This window comes from Streptomyces sp. NPDC046862 (assembly GCF_040704615.1).
Taxonomy (GTDB): Bacteria; Actinomycetota; Actinomycetes; order Streptomycetales; family Streptomycetaceae; genus Streptomyces.
This window is the reverse complement of the sequence record NZ_JBEYXP010000009.1, coordinates 183,538-200,631: the sequence shown is the minus strand read 5'-3', so window position 1 is coordinate 200,631 and position 17,094 is coordinate 183,538. Positions and strand designations below refer to the sequence as shown.

Sequence of the window (17,094 nt, the reverse complement as noted above, 5' to 3'; positions counted from 1 at the left end):
CTTCGGTGTCGATTTTGTTCGGCTGGATCATATGTTCATACTGAAACCGTTTGTGTCCGGCAGCTTTTCTTCGTAGGAAACGCCAACAGCATCGGGAGAGCGCTGCTGGTGATGAGGTCTCGCATGTCCAGCTCGGCCCCCGCCAAGGGCACCGCGTCCCAGTCCCAGGAGCCGGGTTCCCGGCCCGCGTTCGGCGCACTCGACCGCTACTTCAGGATCTCCGAGCGGGGCAGCACGCTCTCGCGGGAGGTCCGGGGCGGTTTCGCCACCTTCTTCGCGATGGCCTACATCATCGTGCTGAACCCGATCATCCTCGGCAGCGCGAAGGACATGTACGGGCATCAGCTGGACAACGGCCAGCTGGTCACCGCCACCGCCGTCACCGCCGCGTTCACGACGCTGCTCATGGGGGTCGTGGGCAATGTGCCGATCGCCCTCGCGGCCGGGCTGGGTGTCAACACCGTCGTCGCGCTTCAGCTCGCCCCGCGCATGTCGTGGCCCGACGCCATGGGCATGGTGGTGCTCGCCGGGTTCGTGGTGATGCTGCTGGTCGCGACCGGCCTGCGGGAGCGGGTCATGAGTGCCGTGCCGCTGGGGCTGCGCAAGGGCATCTCGATCGGCATCGGTCTGTTCATCATGCTCATCGGGCTCGTGGACGCCGGGTTCGTGTCCCGGATCCCCGATGTCGCGCACACCACCGTGCCGCTCCAGCTCGGCGGTACCGGGCATCTGACCGGCTGGCCCGTCCTCGTCTTCGTGCTCGGCGCGCTGCTCACGCTCGCGCTGATCGTGCGCAAGGTGCCGGGGGCCATTCTGATCTCGATCGTCGCGATGACCGTCCTCGCCGTCGTGATCAACGCTGTCGCGCACGTGCCGTCCTGGGGGCTGACCACCCCGAAGTGGCCCGGCAACCCGGTGGCGACGCCCGACTTCGGGCTCATCGGGCAGGTCAGCCTCTTCGGCGGGTTCGACAAGGTCGGCCTGCTGACCGGTCTGCTGTTCGTGTTCACCGTGCTGCTGTCGTGCTTCTTCGACGCGATGGGCACGATCATGGGGGTCGGGGACGAAGCGAAGCTGACCGACGCGCGGGGCAACATGCCCGGTATCAACAAGGTTCTCTTCGTGGATGGGATCGCCGTCGCCGCGGGCGGTGCGAGCTCCTCGTCCGCCACCACCTGTTTCGTGGAGTCCACGGCCGGTGTGGGTGAGGGGGCCCGGACCGGGTTCGCGAACGTCGTCACGGGTGCGCTGTTCGGCGTGGCGCTCTTCCTCACGCCCGTCGCCACGATGGTTCCCTCGCAGGCGGCCACTCCGGCGCTGCTCGCCGTCGGCTTCCTGATCCTCGCCGGCTCGGTCGGGGAGATCGACTGGGCCGATCACACGATCGCGATCCCCGCCTTCGTGACCATGGTGATGATGCCGTTCACGTACTCCATCACCAACGGCATCGGCATGGGCTTCATCACCTTCGTGGTGCTGCGCCTCGCCGCCGGCCGGGGACGGGAGGTGCCGGTCGCGATGTACGTGGTGGCGGCGGTGTTCGGCTTCTACTACCTGATGCCGGCGCTGGGGCTCACCTGACCGGCTGGGGCTCTCCTGACCGGCTGGGGCTCACCTGACCGGAACGCGTCCGGCTCGTCGGCCGGTGACCCGGGGCTTGGGTGATGCCCCGGGTCAGCCGACTCCGTAGAACTTCTCCGTCTCCTCGACGGCGGTCTGGAACCGCTGGTCGAAGTCGTCCCGAATGAGCGTCTGGATCACGTAGTCCTGGACGCTCATTCCGCGTTTGGCGGCGTGCCGTCGGAGGCGTTCGAGCAGGTCACGGTCTATTCGCAGGCTGAGCACACTGGTCCCCATGAACACGAGGGTCGGGCCGGTTCGGTGGTGGTGGGTAACGTTCCGCGTCCGACTCACCCATATGAGTGATGAACGCTTGACGTAGGGCGCGAGTGGTCGGTGTCACGGGTGTTCGGGTGGCGCCACGGTGGTCTTTAGCGAGAGTAATGAGTTAAACTAAAGAACATGTCCGATCTGACCCATGGCGACGACGACGCCGCCGTGAACGCCCTACGCTCCGCCGTGATGCGTCTGTCCCGCCGGCTCAAGCACCAGAGGGTCGACGAGTCGCTGAGCCCCACGGAGATGTCGGTGCTCGGCACCCTGGCCCGCTGCGGTACCGCCACGCCGGGCGAACTGGCCCGCAAGGAACATGTGCAGCCGCCCTCGATGACGCGCATCGTCGCGTTGCTGGAGAGCAAGGGGCTGGTCAGCCTGGAGCCGCATCCCGAGGACCGGCGCCAGAAGGTGGTCAGGCAGACCGAGCGTGCCGAGGCGATGCTCGAGGAGAGCCGCCGCAAGCGCAACGCCTTCCTGACCTCCCTGGTGCAGGGGCTCGACGAGGACGAGTGGGCCAAGCTCCGCGAGGCCGCGCCCGTCCTGGAGAAGCTGGCGCATCTGTGAGCCGCCCCGGGGGCGCCCGCGGCGCGCGTGTCCCCACCTTGATGGGGCGCGCTTCGGCGAGACCCCCTGGGCGCCCTCCCCAGGACCCCACCGAGGACGACGATGACGATCGTGACTGCCGAAGACGGGCGTAGTCCTGGGGCAGTCCTGGGAACGGCCGACCACATCCGCGACAGCCGAGGAGGCGAACCCCTTTGAGTTCGGGACCCGGAGCAGATTCCGCCCCCGCGCCGATCACCTACAACACCTTGCCCACCCGCAACGCCCCGCCCACCCGCAACACCCTGCCCAAGCACGAGCCCCTGCCTACGCACGCCACCCTGCCCACGCGCGACACGTCTCGCCGCCCCGAGGGTGACGTCCCTGGCACACCCCGCACCGCCGAAGCCCCCGGCACCGCCGAAGCCCCCGGCACCACCTCACCCCACGAACCCGGCACCACCACACGCGGTGACGTGGCCGCGCCCGCCGAGCCCAAGAGCACCCGGACCTCGATGTTCCGGTCGCTGAGGGTCCGGAACTACCGGCTCTTCTTCGTCGGGCAGGTCGTCTCCAACACCGGCACCTGGATGCAGCGCATCGCCCAGGACTGGCTGGTGCTGAGCCTCACCGGGTCGTCCACCGCCGTCGGTATCACCACGGCCCTGCAGTTCCTGCCGATGCTGCTCTTCGGCCTGTACGGCGGCGTCCTCGTCGACCGTCTGCCCAAGCGGCCCACGCTGCTGGTCACCCAGGCGTCGATGGCCGTCACCGGTCTCGCGCTGGCCGCCCTGACCCTCTCCGGTCACGTCCAGGTCTGGCACGTGTACGTCGCCGCCTTCGCCGTCGGCCTCGCCACGGTCGTCGACAACCCGGCCCGCCAGTCCTTCGTCTCCGAGATGGTCGGCAAGGACCAGCTGCAGAACGCCGTCAGCCTGAACTCGGCGAACTTCCAGTCCGCCCGCCTGATCGGCCCGGCCCTCGCGGGCGTCCTGATCACCGGCGTCGGCACCGGCTGGGCGTTCCTCTTCAACGGCCTGTCCTTCGTCGCGCCCATCGCCGGCCTGCTGCTGATGCGCGCCCGCGAACTGCACGTCGTCGAGCGCGCCCCGCGCGGCAAGGGCCAGCTCCGCGAGGGCCTGCGGTACGTCGCCGGCCGCCCGGACCTGCTCTGGCCGATCGTCCTGGTCGGGTTCATCGGCACCTTCGGCTTCAACTTCCCGGTCTGGCTCTCGGCCTACGCCGACGACGTCTTCCACGTCGGCGCCGGCGGCTACAGCCTCTTCAACACCCTCATGGCGGTCGGCTCCCTCGTCGGCGCCCTGCTCGCCGCCCGGCGCGGAACGGCCCGGCAGCGCGTGCTGATCGCGAGTGCCGTGGCCTTCGGCACGCTGGAGATCGCGGCCGCGCTGGCCCCGTCGTACTGGCTGTTCGCGCTGCTCATCACCCCGATCGGAATCTTCGGTCTGACGGTCAACGTCACGGCGAACACCACGGTCCAGATGTCCACCGACCCCGCCATGCGCGGCCGGGTCATGTCCCTGTTCATGATGGTCTTCATGGGCGGTACGCCGCTGGGCGCGCCCGTCGTCGGCTGGATCACCGACACCTACGGCCCCCGCATCGGCTTCGCCCTCGGCGGCGTCATCTCGGCCGTGGCGGCCGTCACCATCGGTCTGATCCTGGCCCGCGCGGGCGGCCTGCGCCTGACGGCCGGCTGGAACCACGGGCACCCGCGGGTGCGGTTCGTACCGAAGGAGCCGAAGGAGCCGAAGGAGCCGAAGGAGCGGAAGGCGCGGAACGAGCGGAAGGAGCAGGAGGAGCGAGAGGAGCGGGAGACGCCGGCGACGGTGAGCAGCGCGGCATGAGGCTCCGCCGGGGCGTGCTCGCCGCACCATGGTCATCATGGTCACCATGAGACTGTTCGCGGCGGTGCTGCCACCCTCCGACGTGGTCGACGAACTGGGTCACGCCGTCGGAGCGTTGAAGGAGCTGCCGGGGGCGGACCGGCTGCGCTGGACCGGGCGGCCGGGGTGGCACTTCACGCTCGCCTTCTACGGCGAGGTCGACGAGAACCTCGTCCCCGAGCTGTCGGAGCGGCTGGAGCGCGCGGCGCGGCGTACCGACCCGTTCCCGCTCGCGGTGCGGGGCGGCGGACAGTTCGGGCGCGGGCGGGCGCTGTGGGCGGGGGCGGAGGGCGACCTGGACGCCCTGCGGCTGCTGGCCGGCCGCGCGGAGGCGGCGGCGCGGAAGGCGGGGGTGCCGATGGGGGAGCACCGCCGCTACAAGCCCCACCTGACGGTGGCCCGCAGCTGGCGGACGGCCGACGTCCGGTCGTACGTCGAGTGTCTCGCCGACTTCACCAGCCGAACGTGGACGGTGTCCGAGCTGGCCCTGGTGCGCAGCAACCTGCCGAGGTCGGGGGCGGCGGGGGAGCAGCCGCGGTACGAGACGGCCGCCCGCTGGGCGCTCGGGGCGGCCGGTTAACCTCGACCACGTGGACCCGAAGACCCGTAACCGGATCATGGCCAGTGTTCTTGTGCTGATGTTCGTCGTCGTCGCGCTGGCGGCCGCCCTCGGCAGGTAGAGGCTCAGGGGGCGACGGGGAACTGCGCGTTGTTCGTCGGCTGCCGGTCGTGTGTGGCTGGTCGCGCAGTTCCCCGCGCCCCCTGTGGGGGCCCCTGACGGGGCTCTACCAGGCGAACGCCTCCGGCGACGGCCCCGGGCCCGGGAAGATCTCGTCCAGGGAGGTCAGCAGCTCCTCGCTCAGCTCCAACTCGGATGCCCGGATCGCCGACTCCAGCTGCTCGGCGGTGCGCGGGCCCACGATCGGGCCCGTGACGCCGGGACGGGTCAGCAGCCAGGCGAGGGCCGCCTCGCCGGGCTCGATGCCGTGCTTCTCCAGCAGGTCCTCGTACGCCTGGATCTGCTTGCGGGACGCGGGGTCGGCCAGCGTGTCGGCGGCCCGGCCGGAGGCCCTGCGCCCGCCCTGCGCCTCCTTCTTGATCACACCGCCCAGCAGCCCGCCGTGCAGCGGCGACCACGGGATGACCCCTAGGCCGTACTCCTGCGCGGCCGGGACGACCTCCATCTCGGCACGGCGCTCGGCGAGGTTGTAGAGGCACTGCTCGCTGACGAGGCCGATGGTCCCGCCGCGCCGGGCGGCGATCTCGTTGGCCTGGGCGATCTTGTACCCGGGGAAGTTGCTGGAGCCCGCGTAGAGGATCTTGCCCTGCTGGACGAGGACGTCGATGGCCTGCCAGATCTCCTCGAACGGGGTGCTCCGGTCGATGTGGTGGAACTGGTACAGATCGATGTAGTCGGTCTGGAGGCGCTTCAGGCTGGCCTCCACCGCGCGCCGGATGTTGAGCGCGGAGAGCTTGTCGTGGTTGGGCCAGACGGAGGAGGCGTCGGGGTCCAGGTCCATGTTCCCGTAGACCTTGGTGGCGAGCACGACCTTGTCGCGCCGCTCTCCGCCCTTGGCGAACCAGTTGCCGATGATGGATTCCGTACGGCCCTTGTTCTCGCCCCAGCCGTACACGTTCGCGGTGTCGAAGAAGTTGATCCCGGCGTCCAGCGCCGCGTCCATGATCGCGTGGCTGTCCGCTTCGTCCGTCTGCGGACCGAAGTTCATCGTGCCGAGGACCAGTCGGCTGACCTTGAGACCCGTGCGTCCGAGCTGCGTGTACTTCATGAGGTCCCAGCCAACGCCTTCGAGTCCGCTCAAGGCAAGCGATCCCGAAGCTGACCAAGAAGGCGAGGGGTGCAAAGGCAAGGGGCGTATTGGAGCGTACGGCTTCCCAGTGGTCGTCCGTGCACTCGGCAGGTGTCCGTGGCGTCGGTCATGATGTGGGCCGCGGATTCCAGTCGGGGGGCGGATTGTGTGCAGAAGTCGTGCGTCGGTGTCGGTTCTGGCGGCTCTGTCGGCCGTGTTATGTGTCCTGGCCGCGTTGAGCGTTCTGGCCGCCTCGGGTCCCGCGCGGGCGGCGGAGGCGGCGGAGGCGCCGTCGGACGGAGCGTGTGCGAGTGCCCGGCTCGCCGGGACGCGGGTCAGCACGTCGATCGTGTTGCAGCACGACGAGCGCACGTACAGCAGGATCGTGACCGAACTGACCGTCCGGGTCCCCCGCCACTGGCCGTTGGCGGACGACCTGTTGCTCAGCGAGGACAGTCCGAGGTACATCCGGGCGCTGTCCTGTCTCGTCCCGAGCGAGCCGCAGGACCACAGGGACGACCGGTTGCAGGGCCGTTGGTCGGAGTGGCCGACCGGGCGTCCTGTCGTGACGTCGAAGGGTGATCGCCTCAAGGTCGTCTACCGCGCGCACTCCTGGGTCAACGAGTACCGGTCGTTCATGGAGGTGGGTCTCTGGCGCGTACGGGCCGGTGCGGAGCGGTGGTCCGTACGGCTGCGCGTGCCACCCGCGCTGGCGGGCGCCCGCTGGGACGAGGTCACCGTGGATCCCGGAGATCCGGGATCCGAGTCGGCTACTCCGGGCCACCGCCAGGGGAAGGGCACCACGGCGCTCGTCTGGCACCCCTGGGAGGCGGCGACGGCGGGCGTGGGCCGGGACGTGGAGAGGGCGAGGACGGGCTCCCTGGCCGCGCTGCGCGCAGCGGCCCTCGCCGCCGCGGCCTCGGCGGCGATCCCGGCTCCCCTGGCCGAGGCGCTGAGCGGGAGCGCGCGGTCCGGCATGGTCCGAAAGGCGGTGAAGACGCCGTCCGCACCCGTGGTGGCCGTCGAACTCCGGCCGTCCTGGCAGCGGTCCTGGGCCGCGCAGAGCGACCGGCTGATCGCTGTCGGGCTGAACCACGTCGGTGCGCTGCTCTGGGACGCGACGATGTCCGCGTTGCTGATGGTCGCGGCCCTGCGCCACCACCGGCGCCCGAGACTGACCACCGGGCGGCAGCGCGGCACGCTGCGCAATCTGGTCCTGTGGGCCGGGCTCGCCGCCGCTCTCCCCGTGCTGACCGCCGCGAACGACCTGTTCACCCGATACGAGGCGCGCAGGGGAGACGGTCAGTGGTTCGACGAGTTGGTCGTCCAGAACCATGCCTTCGCCCTGACGACCGCCGCCCTGTTGTTCGCCTTCGCGAGACCGACGCGGCGTATCTGGGCGGGGGCCGCCGTGCTGGCCGTCCCACCGCTCGTGACGATGGCGTGGCCGGAGACGTTCGGTCTGCGGCCCGAGCGCAGCGCCTGGCGGTACTACGCCTCGGACCCGGCGCTCGTCGCACAGACCTCCGCCGCCTGTTGCGTCATGGCCCTGACCCTGCTCGGGTTCGCCGCCGTCGCCTGGCGGCTCGCCGCCGACGGAGGTCTGTTCCCGGAGAGCCGCAGTCACCCGGGGCACGACCGGGTCCTGCGGCTGCGCATGGCCGGACCGGCGGTCGTCGTGGCGGCCTTGGTGATCGCCGTGTGCTATGCGCTCGCGGAGGAACGCAACTGGCAGCGGGCGAACTGGCTGAGTGACCCCCTGGCCGCCGAGTACGGGTGGCAGCACCGTCTCGACTTCCTGTGGGAAGGGATGTGGTCCGTCACAGGCGGACAGGACTGGATCCTCGCTTACACCTGGTTGCTGACCAGCGTGGCAGCCCTCGCCGTCCTGCGTACCTGGCGCTCCCCGTCCGCCCTGTCGCCGTTCGACGACGAGGCGGACCGCCTGCTGCTGCTCGTGTTCTTCCCGCTCGCCGTCGGCCTGGGCGGCGGGTACCACCTCGCCGACGCGCTTCCCCAAGTTCTCTGGATCCCCCTCCACATGCTGGCTCTGTACGGCGTGGTGATGCTCTTCAGGAGCAGGTCCGTCCTGGCCCGGCCCTTCGAGGCGTCCGGGCGTTCCTTCACCACGGTCGCGGGCTCCGGCGCCCGGGAGACCCTGCTGGACAGGGCGCGTTCCTACCGTGAGATCCACGCCGTGCTGCGCCGTCTCGACCAGGGACTCTTCGCCGGCGATCAGCCACCTGAACGGGAGGAACTGGAAGACCGGTTGAGCAAGCTGCACGACTGGCCCGCGAGCGGATCCGCCGCCCCTGACCGGCTGCCCGCCGGGGCATCGGTGGTGGACATGGCGCTGGCGCTCGGCCCGCGCGACGACTGGTGGGGCAACGGCAGCAGGGGCGCCCGCCTCGCGTTGATACCCGGCGTGCCGGCCGCCGTGCTCGGCACCTGGGCCTGGACCGTCCGCGGGGAGGCGTGGCAGGACACCCTCTGGGACCAGCTGGGCCTTCCCGACATGGTGCTCACCTTCGTCTTCTGGCTGACCACGTGCGTCGGGGCCGGTTTCGTACTGGGCGCTCTGTGGCGGGAACTTCCGGGGCGCCGCGGACCCGCCAAGGCGGTCCCGGTCGCCCTGGCGTTCGCGTTACCCGTGGCATTCGACGCGCTGGCGGGCTGGCTCACCGACGAGGGGGCGGCCAATATGGCGCTCCACGTGTCCGTGATGCTCTTCGTCCTCACCGTCACCGGCATCGCGCTCGACCTCGAGACGTTCCAGGGAGAGCGTCGCTACTGGCAGAGCCGCCTCGGACTGCTCCTGTCCGTCTACCAGATGCGCTACTACTCCCTGCAGGTCGCCTATCTGATCGCCCAGGTCCTGGCCATGATCGCGATCTGGGAGTTCTTCGCGGAGCCCTCGGCGGCACCGGGGCCGTCCGACCCACCGAGCCAGTCGGGTTCGCAGGGGTGAGGGGGGAGGCCGCGGTGGTCAGTCGCGGGGGAACTCGTCGGTCCTGAGGGTGAGGCCGAGGTGGGTCGTGGTCATGTCGACGTCCGCACCGAACGCGACGGAGATGGGGTCGGCGATGAGGTAGACGGGGACTTCGGCGAGCGCGTACGCGGTTTTTTTGGGGCCGTAGTCGTTCTGGGCTGTGCTCTTCGAGATGACCTCGGCGACGAACGCGACGTCCTGGTGGTGCCAGAGCTCGCCAGGGGTCTTCTCGGCACCTTCGGCGATGAGCGTCACGTCGGAGGCGAACCCGTTGAGGTGGCCCGGGTAGTCGACCCGGACGTCCGACTTCAGGCGCTTGCGCGGGTACTTGGTGCGCAGTTGCTCGATGATGTCCAGGATGGTCTCCCAGTGCGTGTCCCGCTGCGGCGACACGAAGATGGCCCCCTCGACGATCTCGACCTTGTATCCCTCGGGGGTGATCCGCTCAAGCGACTCGAACAGCCCGTCCAGAGTCAGCTCGTCGTTTTCCTGGGCCATCTCGATCCTCTCTTCAAGGACGGTCATCGTTGGCGCTCCTCCCCGGCTGCCCCAACGGACGAGCGCAGCCGCGCAGTACAACGATACGCACGGTGACCAGGGCACGGACGGCCTACACGGCCCAAAGGGCCCGCTCGGCCCACACCGCCCACACCGCCCACACCGCCCGCTCGGCCCACACCGCCCGCACGGCCCGCACGGCCCGCACGGCGAAACTCCCTTGCGCGGACCTCGGCCCATCCGCTTGGGTCGGCCCCTGTGACGACGACCACCGCCCTTGAGGCCCTCGTGCGCCCCGGCCGCTACCCGCGCTCATCCGCCTACGATCCCGCCTGGCTGCTGGGGCTCGACATGGGCCCGAACCCGCTGTGGCTGCTGGAGGACCTCGCGCGGGACCTCGAACTCACGCCGGGGATGCGGGTGTTGGACCTGGGATCGGGGAAGGGCGCCACCTCCGTCTTCCTCGCCCGGGAGTACGGGGTCGACGTCGTCGCGGCCGACCTGTGGATCGCCCCGGAGGAGGCGGCGGCCGTCTTCCGCGAGGCGGGGGTGGCCGACCGTGTCGAGGCCGTGCGCGCCGAGGCGCACGCCCTGCCGTTCGACGAGGAGAGCTTCGACGCGGTCGTCAGCATCGACGCCTTCGAGTACTTCGGTACGGCGGACGGCTATCTGCCGTATCTCGTACGGTTCCTGCGGCCCGGTGGGCAGATCGGTGTCGCCACGCCCGGGATGACCCGGGAGGTGCGCGACCTCGGGTCCATACCGGGGCACATCAAGGACGTCGTCGGGTGGGAGGCCCTCGCCTGGCACACCGCCGAGTGGTGGCGGTTCCAGTGGGCGATCACGGAACTCGTCGACGTCACCTCGGCGCGGCTCCAGGAGGACGGCTGGCGGGACTGGCTGCTGTGGGCCCGCGCGTGCGCCGAGCGGGAGCCGGGAGGGAGCAACCAGGCCGTCGTCGAGATGCTGGAGGCCGATCGCGGCGAGTTCCTGTCCTTCGCCCTGCTGACCGCGCGGCGGCGTCAGGGCTGAGTCACGACCACGAGTACGGCTCGGCCAGGTCCCATCCCTGGTACATGGCGTCCGCGAAGGCCGCCGCGATCCGGTGCTCGCCGCTCGCGTTCGGATGCGTGCCGTCGTAGGTGTCGCGGTGGATGTCGTACGACGGGGGTGAGGCGAGGAGGAGGGGGGAGCGGGGTTCGTCCAGGTCGGCCGTCGCCTTGCCGAGGAGTTCGTTGAAGCGCGTGACCTCGGCGGCGAAGGGGGCGTCCGACTCGGCCCGGATATTGGGGATCACCGGCAGCACGGCCATGCGGACGCGCGGGTTGCCGAGCCGGGCCGCGGCCACGAAGCCGCGTACGTTCTGCGCCGTCTGGTCCGCGTCCGTGTAGAAGCCCAGGTCGATCAGGCCGAGGGAGACCAGCAGTACGTCCGCGCGGTGGGTCCGTACCGCCTCCGTGATCAGCGGGGCCATGTGCAGCCAGCCCTCGCCCCACCCGGCCAGGTGAGCACGGGGGAACTCGGGGTCCGCGTAGGCGTACGACGTGGGCGTGTCCGTCACCTTGTCGTACAGCGTCTCCCGGGGGCCGACGATCCTGAAGGGGCCGCCGTACGTCGCGCACAGGTGCTGCCACAGCCGGTAACGCCACGTGTGTTCGCCCGCGCTGCCGATGGTCATGGAGTCGCCGACGGGCATGAACCTGAGCATGGGCTCATCATGATTGATCCGTACTGGGTGGTAGCGGCTCGGAGGCGATTCCGTGCTGTGAACCTCGCCACGGAGGGTCGCGCCCCGCGCGGGGAACCGCGCGACCAGCCATCCCCAACCCGCACCCACAAGACGGCACACGCACCCCCGCACAGTGGTCACCGTAAAACCAGCGGAGCGCCATGGCAGGCTGGGGGGTATGCGTCGTCGATCGCTTCCCCTCCTCGCCGGCCTCGCCGGGGTCCTCCTCGCCGCCGTGTCGGCCGCGCCGGTCGTCGCCGACGACGACGGCGGGTTCACCATCAAGGACCCGAGGATCACCGAGTCCAGCGGCCTCGCCGCCTCACGGCAGCACCCGGGCATCTACTGGACCCACAACGACCAGGACAAGGGCGCCTACCTCTACGCGGTCGACAGCCGCACCGGCAAGACCGTCGCCACCATCACCATGACCGGCGTCGGCACGCCGCGTGACGTCGAGGCCATCTCCATCGGGCCCGACAACCAGATCTGGGTCGGCGACATCGGCGACAACGACGGCGTCACCTGGCCGTTCGTGTGGGTCTACCAGCTGCCCGAACCCAAGGAGCTCAAGGACCAGACCGTCCGGGCCACCCAGTACGTCGTGAAGTACACCGACGGCTCCCGTGACGCCGAGTCCCTGGTCGTCCACCCCAGGACCGGGCGCGTCTACATCATCGACAAGCAGGAGGACGGCGGGCATCTGTACGAGGGGCCCGCGAAGCTCTCCCCGTCGGGGACGAACGTCTTCAAGCCCGTCGCCCCCGTCGACCTGTGGGCCACCGACGCGGCCTTCTCGCCCGACGGCAAACGGCTCGCCGTACGCGGGTACTTCGGCGGGATCCTCTACGACTGGAACGACGGAAAGATCAAGCGGGTCCAGCAGCTGAGCGTCCCCCTGCAGAGACAGGGCGAGTCGGTGACGTACACGACCGACGGGGCCAAGATCCTGTACGGCACTGAGGGCGAGGGCAGCACGGTCGTGGCGCGGGACGCGCCCGGCGGGGGCGGGTCCGACTCGTCGTCCGGGAGCGGGGGTTCGGAGAACGCCCAGGGGAGCGGCGGGGACGGCACGAGCTCCGGGTTCAAGACCGGCGCGATCGCCGTGGGTGCCGGTCTCGTCGTGCTGTGGGGGCTGAAGAGGCTGTTGCGGCGGCGCCCGTCGTAGGTCGGGAAACCCGCCCGGTGGGGGTGCGGGCGCCGGCGTCACCCTTCGCCGCGCTGCGGCGTCCGCTCGGCGACCAGGACCTCCAGGCCGTCCAGGAACCGCCGCAGGCCGAAGGCGAAGTGGTCGAAGTCCTCCGAGAAGGTGTCCTCGGCCAGCGCGGCCATCATCGGGAACTGTCCGCTCTCCATGGCCCGTTCGAGGTACGGCCGCTGCTCCTCCCAGAACTCCTCGTGGCTCAGGCCCGTTTCCTTCGCGGCCTCGTCGGCGTCGATCTCCGTGCGGGCGATGCCACCGGCGAAGGACTGCACCGAGATGATCAGTGAGATCAGCTCGGGGTCGCTGAGCCCCATGCCCTGAAGGCGGATCAGGGCGGCCTCCAGGGAACGCAGGGAGCTCGGGCCCATGACCGTGCGGGCCTGGTTGACCCGGAGCAGCCAAGGGTGGCGCCGGTAGTGGTCGAGGTAGCCGCGGGCCAGTGACGCGACGGCTCCACGCCAGCCCGGCTCCGCCGTCAGGTCCTCCTGCTCGTCCTCCAGCGCCTCGCGCTGCACCCGTTCGAGCATCAGGTCGAGCAGCTCGGCCTTGCCCGGCACGTACCGGTACAGCGACATCGTGCCGACGTCCAGCGCGGTGGACAGTCGGCGCATCGAGACCGCCTCCAGCCCTTCGGCGTCGGCGATCCCGACGGCCGCGGCGACGATCCGGTCGAGCGTCAGCCCCGGTTTGGGCCCTCGGCTGGGGCGCTCGCCGCCGCCCCACAGCAGCTTCAGACTGAGCTTGATGTTGCCGCTGCCGCCGGTCTCGGTCCTTGCCATGGAGACCAGCGTAGCCCTCCTGACATGGCTCTTTGCCGAGCCTTTGAAAAGAACTGGACAGAAACTGAGTACGGCGTACTCTCTATCGGGTACGCCGTACTCAGTTACTCGGTTGCTCAGTTATAGGGGAGGAACAGGTGAACGTGAAGGGGGAGGTGGCGGTGGAAGGCGACGGATACGCCGTACGGGCCGAAGGGCTCGTGAAGCGGTACGGCCCGAAGCGCGCGCTCGACGGCTTCGACCTCGCGGTGCGCGAGGGCACCGTGCACGGTCTGCTGGGGCCGAACGGAGCGGGCAAGACCACCGCGGTACGCATCCTGTCCACGCTCGTACGACTCGACGAGGGTCACGTCACGGTGGCCGGACTCGACGTGGCGCGCCGCCCGCGTGACGTCCGGGCGCGGATCGGGCTCACCGGCCAGTACGCGGCGGTGGACGAGGTGTTGACGGGACGTCAGAACCTGGAGATGTTCGGCCGGTTGTTCCACCTGGGCGGGAAGCGGGCCGGGCGCCGGGCGGGCGAGCTGCTGGAGCGGTTCGACCTCGTGGACGCCGCCGACAAGGGGGTCGGCGGCTACAGCGGCGGTATGCGGCGCCGGCTCGACCTCGCCGCCTCGATGATCCTCGCCCCGGCGGTGCTGTTCCTCGACGAGCCGACGACGGGGCTCGATCCGCGCAGTCGGGGTGAAGTCTGGGAGTCCGTACGGGCGTTGGTCGCCGACGGCACGACCGTCCTGCTCACCACGCAGTACCTGGAGGAGGCCGACCGGCTGGCCTCCCGCATCACCGTCATCGACCAGGGACGGGCCATCGCGGACGACACTCCGGACGGACTGAAGGGGAGGGTCGGCGGTGACCGTATCGAGGTCGTCGTGACCGAACGGTCCGACATCGCCCGGGTGGCGAAGGTGGTCGCGCGCGTCGCGGACGGCGAACCGGAGGCGGAGGAGACGGAGTCACGCGTCCACGCCCCGGTGACCGACCGCGTCGCCGCCCTGACGGAGGTGGCGCGGACGCTGCAGGACAAGGGAGTGGCGGTCGAGGACATCGGACTGCGCAGGCCGAGCCTCGACGACGTGTTCCTGCGCCTGACCGGACACCGCACGGAGACGTCCGGCACCGACGAGGAGGTGGCGGCATGAGCGCCCTGGACCTGACCGAACGGCCCGTCCGCGGACGGGCGTACTGGGCCCTGGCCGACTGCTGGAACATCGTCCGCCGCGGCCTCACCCACTACCAGCGCCAGCCGGTCAACATCGCCTGGCAGCTCGGCTTCCCGATCCTCTCGGTCCTCCTCTACGGCTATGTCTTCGGCAGCGCCATGAAGGTGCCCGGCGGCGGGGACTACCAGGACTTCCTGATGCCGGGCATGTTCGTGATGACGATGGCCTTCGGCTTCATCAACACGGCGACGGTCGTGGTGTACGACTCCACCAAGGGCGTCATCGACCGCTTCCGCTCCATGCCGATGGCGTCGTCGGCGGTGGTCGCGGGACGCGGGGTGACCGATCTGATCACCGCCTGCGCGGAGTTGGCCATCATGATGCTCACCGCCGTCGCGATGGGCTGGCGCCCCGAGGGCGGTGCGGGTTTCCTGGCCGCCTTCGGTCTGCTGCTGTGGCTGCGCTTCGCGCTGATCTGGATCGGCGTGTGGCTCGGCCTCATGGTGCCCAACCCCGAGGCGGCGGGCGGCCTGTTCGCGGTCGCCTTTCCCCTGACGATGATCTCCAGCATCTATGTCGCGCCCCAGCTCATGCCCGACTGGCTGGGTTTCGTGGCCGCGTGGAACCCGATCTCCTCCACGGCCGCGGCCGCCCGCGACCTGTTCGGCACGCCGGTGGGCGGCGGTGACTCGTGGGTGGAGCGGCACGCGCTGCTCATGGCGGGGCTGTGGCCGCTGATCCTGACGGCGATCTTCCTGCCGCTGGCGGTCGGGAGGTTCCAGAAGCTGAGCCGCTGAGCCGCTGAGCCGCTGAGCCGCTGAGCCGCTGAGTTGCCGAGTTGCTGAGTTGCCGAGTTGCTGATTCGCCGAGTCCGGTCATGCCCAGCGTCTTGACGTGTTCATGTTGCTTTACTTCCATGGGAGGGAGGGCTTGTGGGAGCGCTCCCACTCGTTCCGGGCCCGCGCCTCCCGAGAGGAAGCAGCGACATGTTCCGCAGCTTGCGAAGAGTGCTGTGCGCAGCCGCCGCGGCGCTCCTGTTGCCGCTGGCCGCCGTGCAGACGGCCGGCGCGGCCGACGCCGGGGTGGGTGCCAGGGCGAACGCGGTGGACGCCGGGGCGGGCTACTGGCACACCAGCGGCCGCCAGATCCTGGACGCGGCCGGGCAGCCGGTCCGAATCGCCGGGATCAACTGGTTCGGCTTCGAGACCGGCAACCACGTGGTGCACGGCCTCTGGTCACGCGACTACAAGAGCATGATCAATCAGATGAAGTCGCTGGGCTACAACACCCTCCGGCTGCCCTACAGCGACGACATCCTCAAGAGCGGCACCACACCGGACAGCATCAACTTCTCCGACGGCAAGAACGCCGACCTGCAGGGCCTGACCTCGCTCCAGGTCATGGACAGGATCGTGACGTACGCCGGGCAGAGCGGACTGAGGGTCGTCCTCGACCGGCACCGCCCGGACTCGGGGGGACAGTCGGCGCTCTGGTACACCTCGGCCGTCCCGGAGTCGACGTGGATCGCGAACCTCAAGTCCCTGGCGGCGCGCTACAAGGGCAACTCCACCGTCGTCGGCATCGACCTCCACAACGAACCGCACGATCCCGCCTGCTGGGGCTGCGGCGACACCACGAGGGACTGGCGACTGGCCGCGCAGCGGGCCGGCAACGCGGTCCTGTCCGTCAACCCCGAGCTGCTGATCATGGTCGAGGGCGTGCAGACGCACAACGGCGTCTCCGGCTGGTGGGGCGGCAACCTGATGGGCGTCGCCCAGTACCCGGTGCAGCTCGACGTGCCGAACCGGGTGGTGTACTCCGCCCACGACTACGCGACCAGCGTGGCCCAGCAGCCCTGGTTCAGCGACCCGTCGTTCCCTGCCAACATGCCCGGGATCTGGGACAAGTACTGGGGCTACATCTTCAAGCAGAACATCGCGCCCGTGTGGGTCGGCGAGTTCGGTACGACCCTGCAGTCGACGGTGGACCAGAGGTGGCTGGCCGCGCTGGTGACGTACCTGCGGTCGACGTCGTCGTACGGCGCCGACAGCTTCCACTGGACGTTCTGGTCGTGGAACCCCAACTCCGGTGACACCGGCGGCATCCTGAAGGACGACTGGTCGACCGTGGACACCGTGAAGGACGGGTATCTGGCGAGCGTCAAGGCGCCCGGGTTCCCCGGCACGGGCGGTCCGGGCGGGGGCGACCCCGGTGACCCCGGTGACCCCGGCGGGGGCACGGCCACGTGCAGCGCCGCGTACACCGTCAGCAGCGACTGGGGCGGTGGCTTCAACGCCGAGGTGAAGGTGACCAACACGGGCACGACGGCGCTCAAGTCCTGGAAGGTCACGTGGACCTGGAGCGGGGCGCAGCAGGTCACCAGCATGTGGAACGCGACGTACACGCAGAGCGGGGCGAGCGTCACCGCCGCGAACGCGGCCCACAACGGGAGCGTGCCGGCGGGTGGTTCGGCGAGCTTCGGCTTCGGCGGTGCGCCCGGGGGCGGAGGTGCGCCGAGCGTGAGCTGTACGGCTACGTGACTGTGGGGTGAGACGGGGCGCCCGGTGCGTGCTCGCCG

At 70.0% G+C, this 17,094-nt stretch carries 15 protein-coding genes; 10 read left to right on the top strand and 5 right to left on the bottom strand.

The genetic code is table 11. From position 1 onward, the window contains the following. The first annotated feature begins 123 nt into the window (after nucleotides 1-123). Entirely contained in the window at nucleotides 124-1,581 is a 1,458-nt protein-coding gene (locus AB0959_RS12780; protein ID WP_366826384.1) for an NCS2 family permease, read from the top strand. A gap of 93 nt (nucleotides 1,582-1,674) precedes the next feature. On the opposite strand, the gene AB0959_RS12775 is transcribed toward AB0959_RS12780, so the two are convergent. Beyond that, nucleotides 1,675-1,857: a ribbon-helix-helix protein, CopG family gene (locus AB0959_RS12775; protein WP_366826383.1), complete on the bottom strand. Its 183-nt coding sequence runs from the start codon at nucleotides 1,855-1,857 to the stop codon at nucleotides 1,675-1,677. A gap of 165 nt (nucleotides 1,858-2,022) precedes the next feature. On the opposite strand from AB0959_RS12775, the gene AB0959_RS12770 reads away from it, so the two are divergent. From AB0959_RS12770 to thpR, 3 genes are all read left to right on the top strand, one after another. Then, nucleotides 2,023-2,460, top strand: a complete 438-nt coding sequence (locus tag AB0959_RS12770) for a MarR family transcriptional regulator (RefSeq protein ID WP_366826382.1) — start codon at nucleotides 2,023-2,025, stop codon at nucleotides 2,458-2,460. A 455-nt stretch (nucleotides 2,461-2,915) separates the two neighbouring features. Continuing rightward, nucleotides 2,916-4,307 (top strand): MFS transporter, encoded by a 1,392-nt coding sequence (locus AB0959_RS12765; RefSeq protein ID WP_366826451.1) that lies wholly within the window; start codon nucleotides 2,916-2,918, stop codon nucleotides 4,305-4,307. A gap of 46 nt (nucleotides 4,308-4,353) precedes the next feature. Further along, nucleotides 4,354-4,926, top strand: a complete 573-nt coding sequence (gene thpR / locus AB0959_RS12760; protein ID WP_366826450.1) for an RNA 2',3'-cyclic phosphodiesterase — start codon at nucleotides 4,354-4,356, stop codon at nucleotides 4,924-4,926. Nucleotides 4,927-5,131: 205 nt separating this feature from the next. Here the strand turns inward: thpR and AB0959_RS12755 are convergent, their stop codons facing one another. After that, nucleotides 5,132-6,133, bottom strand: coding sequence for an aldo/keto reductase (locus tag AB0959_RS12755; RefSeq protein ID WP_366826449.1), 1,002 nt, complete (start codon nucleotides 6,131-6,133; stop codon nucleotides 5,132-5,134). Nucleotides 6,134-6,341: 208 nt separating this feature from the next. Between AB0959_RS12755 and AB0959_RS12750 the strand changes: the two genes are divergently transcribed. Beyond that, nucleotides 6,342-9,122 carry a DUF6185 family protein gene (locus tag AB0959_RS12750; protein ID WP_366826381.1) on the top strand — a complete coding sequence of 927 codons (2,781 nt, stop codon included), beginning with the start codon at nucleotides 6,342-6,344 and terminating at the stop codon, nucleotides 9,120-9,122. Nucleotides 9,123-9,140: 18 nt separating this feature from the next. Here the strand turns inward: AB0959_RS12750 and AB0959_RS12745 are convergent, their stop codons facing one another. Beyond that, on the bottom strand, nucleotides 9,141-9,668 hold the full coding sequence (locus AB0959_RS12745; protein ID WP_366826380.1) for a Uma2 family endonuclease: 528 nt from the start codon (nucleotides 9,666-9,668) through the stop codon (nucleotides 9,141-9,143). 231 nt (nucleotides 9,669-9,899) lie between these two features. Here AB0959_RS12745 and AB0959_RS12740 point away from each other — a divergent pair, with 231 nt between their 5' ends. Next, nucleotides 9,900-10,673, top strand: coding sequence for a methyltransferase domain-containing protein (locus AB0959_RS12740; RefSeq protein WP_366826379.1), 774 nt, complete (start codon nucleotides 9,900-9,902; stop codon nucleotides 10,671-10,673). A gap of 1 nt (nucleotide 10,674) precedes the next feature. Here AB0959_RS12740 and AB0959_RS12735 read toward each other — a convergent pair whose 3' ends face one another. Beyond that, nucleotides 10,675-11,349, bottom strand: a complete 675-nt coding sequence (locus tag AB0959_RS12735; RefSeq protein WP_366826378.1) for a GDSL-type esterase/lipase family protein — start codon at nucleotides 11,347-11,349, stop codon at nucleotides 10,675-10,677. A 199-nt stretch (nucleotides 11,350-11,548) separates the two neighbouring features. Between AB0959_RS12735 and AB0959_RS12730 the strand changes: the two genes are divergently transcribed. Continuing rightward, nucleotides 11,549-12,538 carry a WD40 repeat domain-containing protein gene (locus AB0959_RS12730; protein WP_366826377.1) on the top strand — a complete coding sequence of 330 codons (990 nt, stop codon included), beginning with the start codon at nucleotides 11,549-11,551 and terminating at the stop codon, nucleotides 12,536-12,538. 38 nt (nucleotides 12,539-12,576) lie between these two features. Here the strand turns inward: AB0959_RS12730 and AB0959_RS12725 are convergent, their stop codons facing one another. Beyond that, nucleotides 12,577-13,353, bottom strand: a complete 777-nt coding sequence (locus AB0959_RS12725; RefSeq protein ID WP_366826376.1) for a TetR/AcrR family transcriptional regulator — start codon at nucleotides 13,351-13,353, stop codon at nucleotides 12,577-12,579. Nucleotides 13,354-13,514: 161 nt separating this feature from the next. Between AB0959_RS12725 and AB0959_RS12720 the strand changes: the two genes are divergently transcribed. The 3 genes from AB0959_RS12720 to AB0959_RS12710 all read left to right on the top strand — a co-directional run bounded on the left by AB0959_RS12720 (nucleotide 13,515) and on the right by AB0959_RS12710 (nucleotide 17,056). Beyond that, nucleotides 13,515-14,495, top strand: coding sequence for an ATP-binding cassette domain-containing protein (locus tag AB0959_RS12720; RefSeq protein WP_366826448.1), 981 nt, complete (start codon nucleotides 13,515-13,517; stop codon nucleotides 14,493-14,495). Next, nucleotides 14,492-15,313: an ABC transporter permease gene (locus AB0959_RS12715; protein ID WP_366826375.1), complete on the top strand. Its 822-nt coding sequence runs from the start codon at nucleotides 14,492-14,494 to the stop codon at nucleotides 15,311-15,313. Before AB0959_RS12720 ends, AB0959_RS12715 begins: the two co-directional genes overlap by 4 nt. A gap of 189 nt (nucleotides 15,314-15,502) precedes the next feature. Further along, a complete protein-coding gene (locus AB0959_RS12710) occupies nucleotides 15,503-17,056 on the top strand; it encodes a cellulase family glycosylhydrolase (protein ID WP_366826374.1) in 1,554 nt (517 codons plus the stop codon). Nucleotides 17,057-17,094: the final 38 nt, after the last annotated feature.

Coding starts and splice junctions, on each gene's coding strand:
- AB0959_RS12770 (WP_366826382.1), top strand. CDS start 2,023: ATGTCCGATCTGACCCATGGCGACGACGACGCCGCCGTGAACGCCCTA.
- AB0959_RS12775 (WP_366826383.1), bottom strand. CDS start 1,857: ATGGGGACCAGTGTGCTCAGCCTGCGAATAGACCGTGACCTGCTCGAA.
- AB0959_RS12755 (WP_366826449.1), bottom strand. CDS start 6,133: ATGAAGTACACGCAGCTCGGACGCACGGGTCTCAAGGTCAGCCGACTG.
- thpR (WP_366826450.1), top strand. CDS start 4,354: ATGAGACTGTTCGCGGCGGTGCTGCCACCCTCCGACGTGGTCGACGAA.
- AB0959_RS12730 (WP_366826377.1), top strand. CDS start 11,549: ATGCGTCGTCGATCGCTTCCCCTCCTCGCCGGCCTCGCCGGGGTCCTC.
- AB0959_RS12780 (WP_366826384.1), top strand. CDS start 124: ATGTCCAGCTCGGCCCCCGCCAAGGGCACCGCGTCCCAGTCCCAGGAG.
- AB0959_RS12710 (WP_366826374.1), top strand. CDS start 15,503: ATGTTCCGCAGCTTGCGAAGAGTGCTGTGCGCAGCCGCCGCGGCGCTC.
- AB0959_RS12735 (WP_366826378.1), bottom strand. CDS start 11,349: ATGCTCAGGTTCATGCCCGTCGGCGACTCCATGACCATCGGCAGCGCG.
- AB0959_RS12725 (WP_366826376.1), bottom strand. CDS start 13,353: ATGGCAAGGACCGAGACCGGCGGCAGCGGCAACATCAAGCTCAGTCTG.
- AB0959_RS12745 (WP_366826380.1), bottom strand. CDS start 9,668: ATGACCGTCCTTGAAGAGAGGATCGAGATGGCCCAGGAAAACGACGAG.
- AB0959_RS12715 (WP_366826375.1), top strand. CDS start 14,492: ATGAGCGCCCTGGACCTGACCGAACGGCCCGTCCGCGGACGGGCGTAC.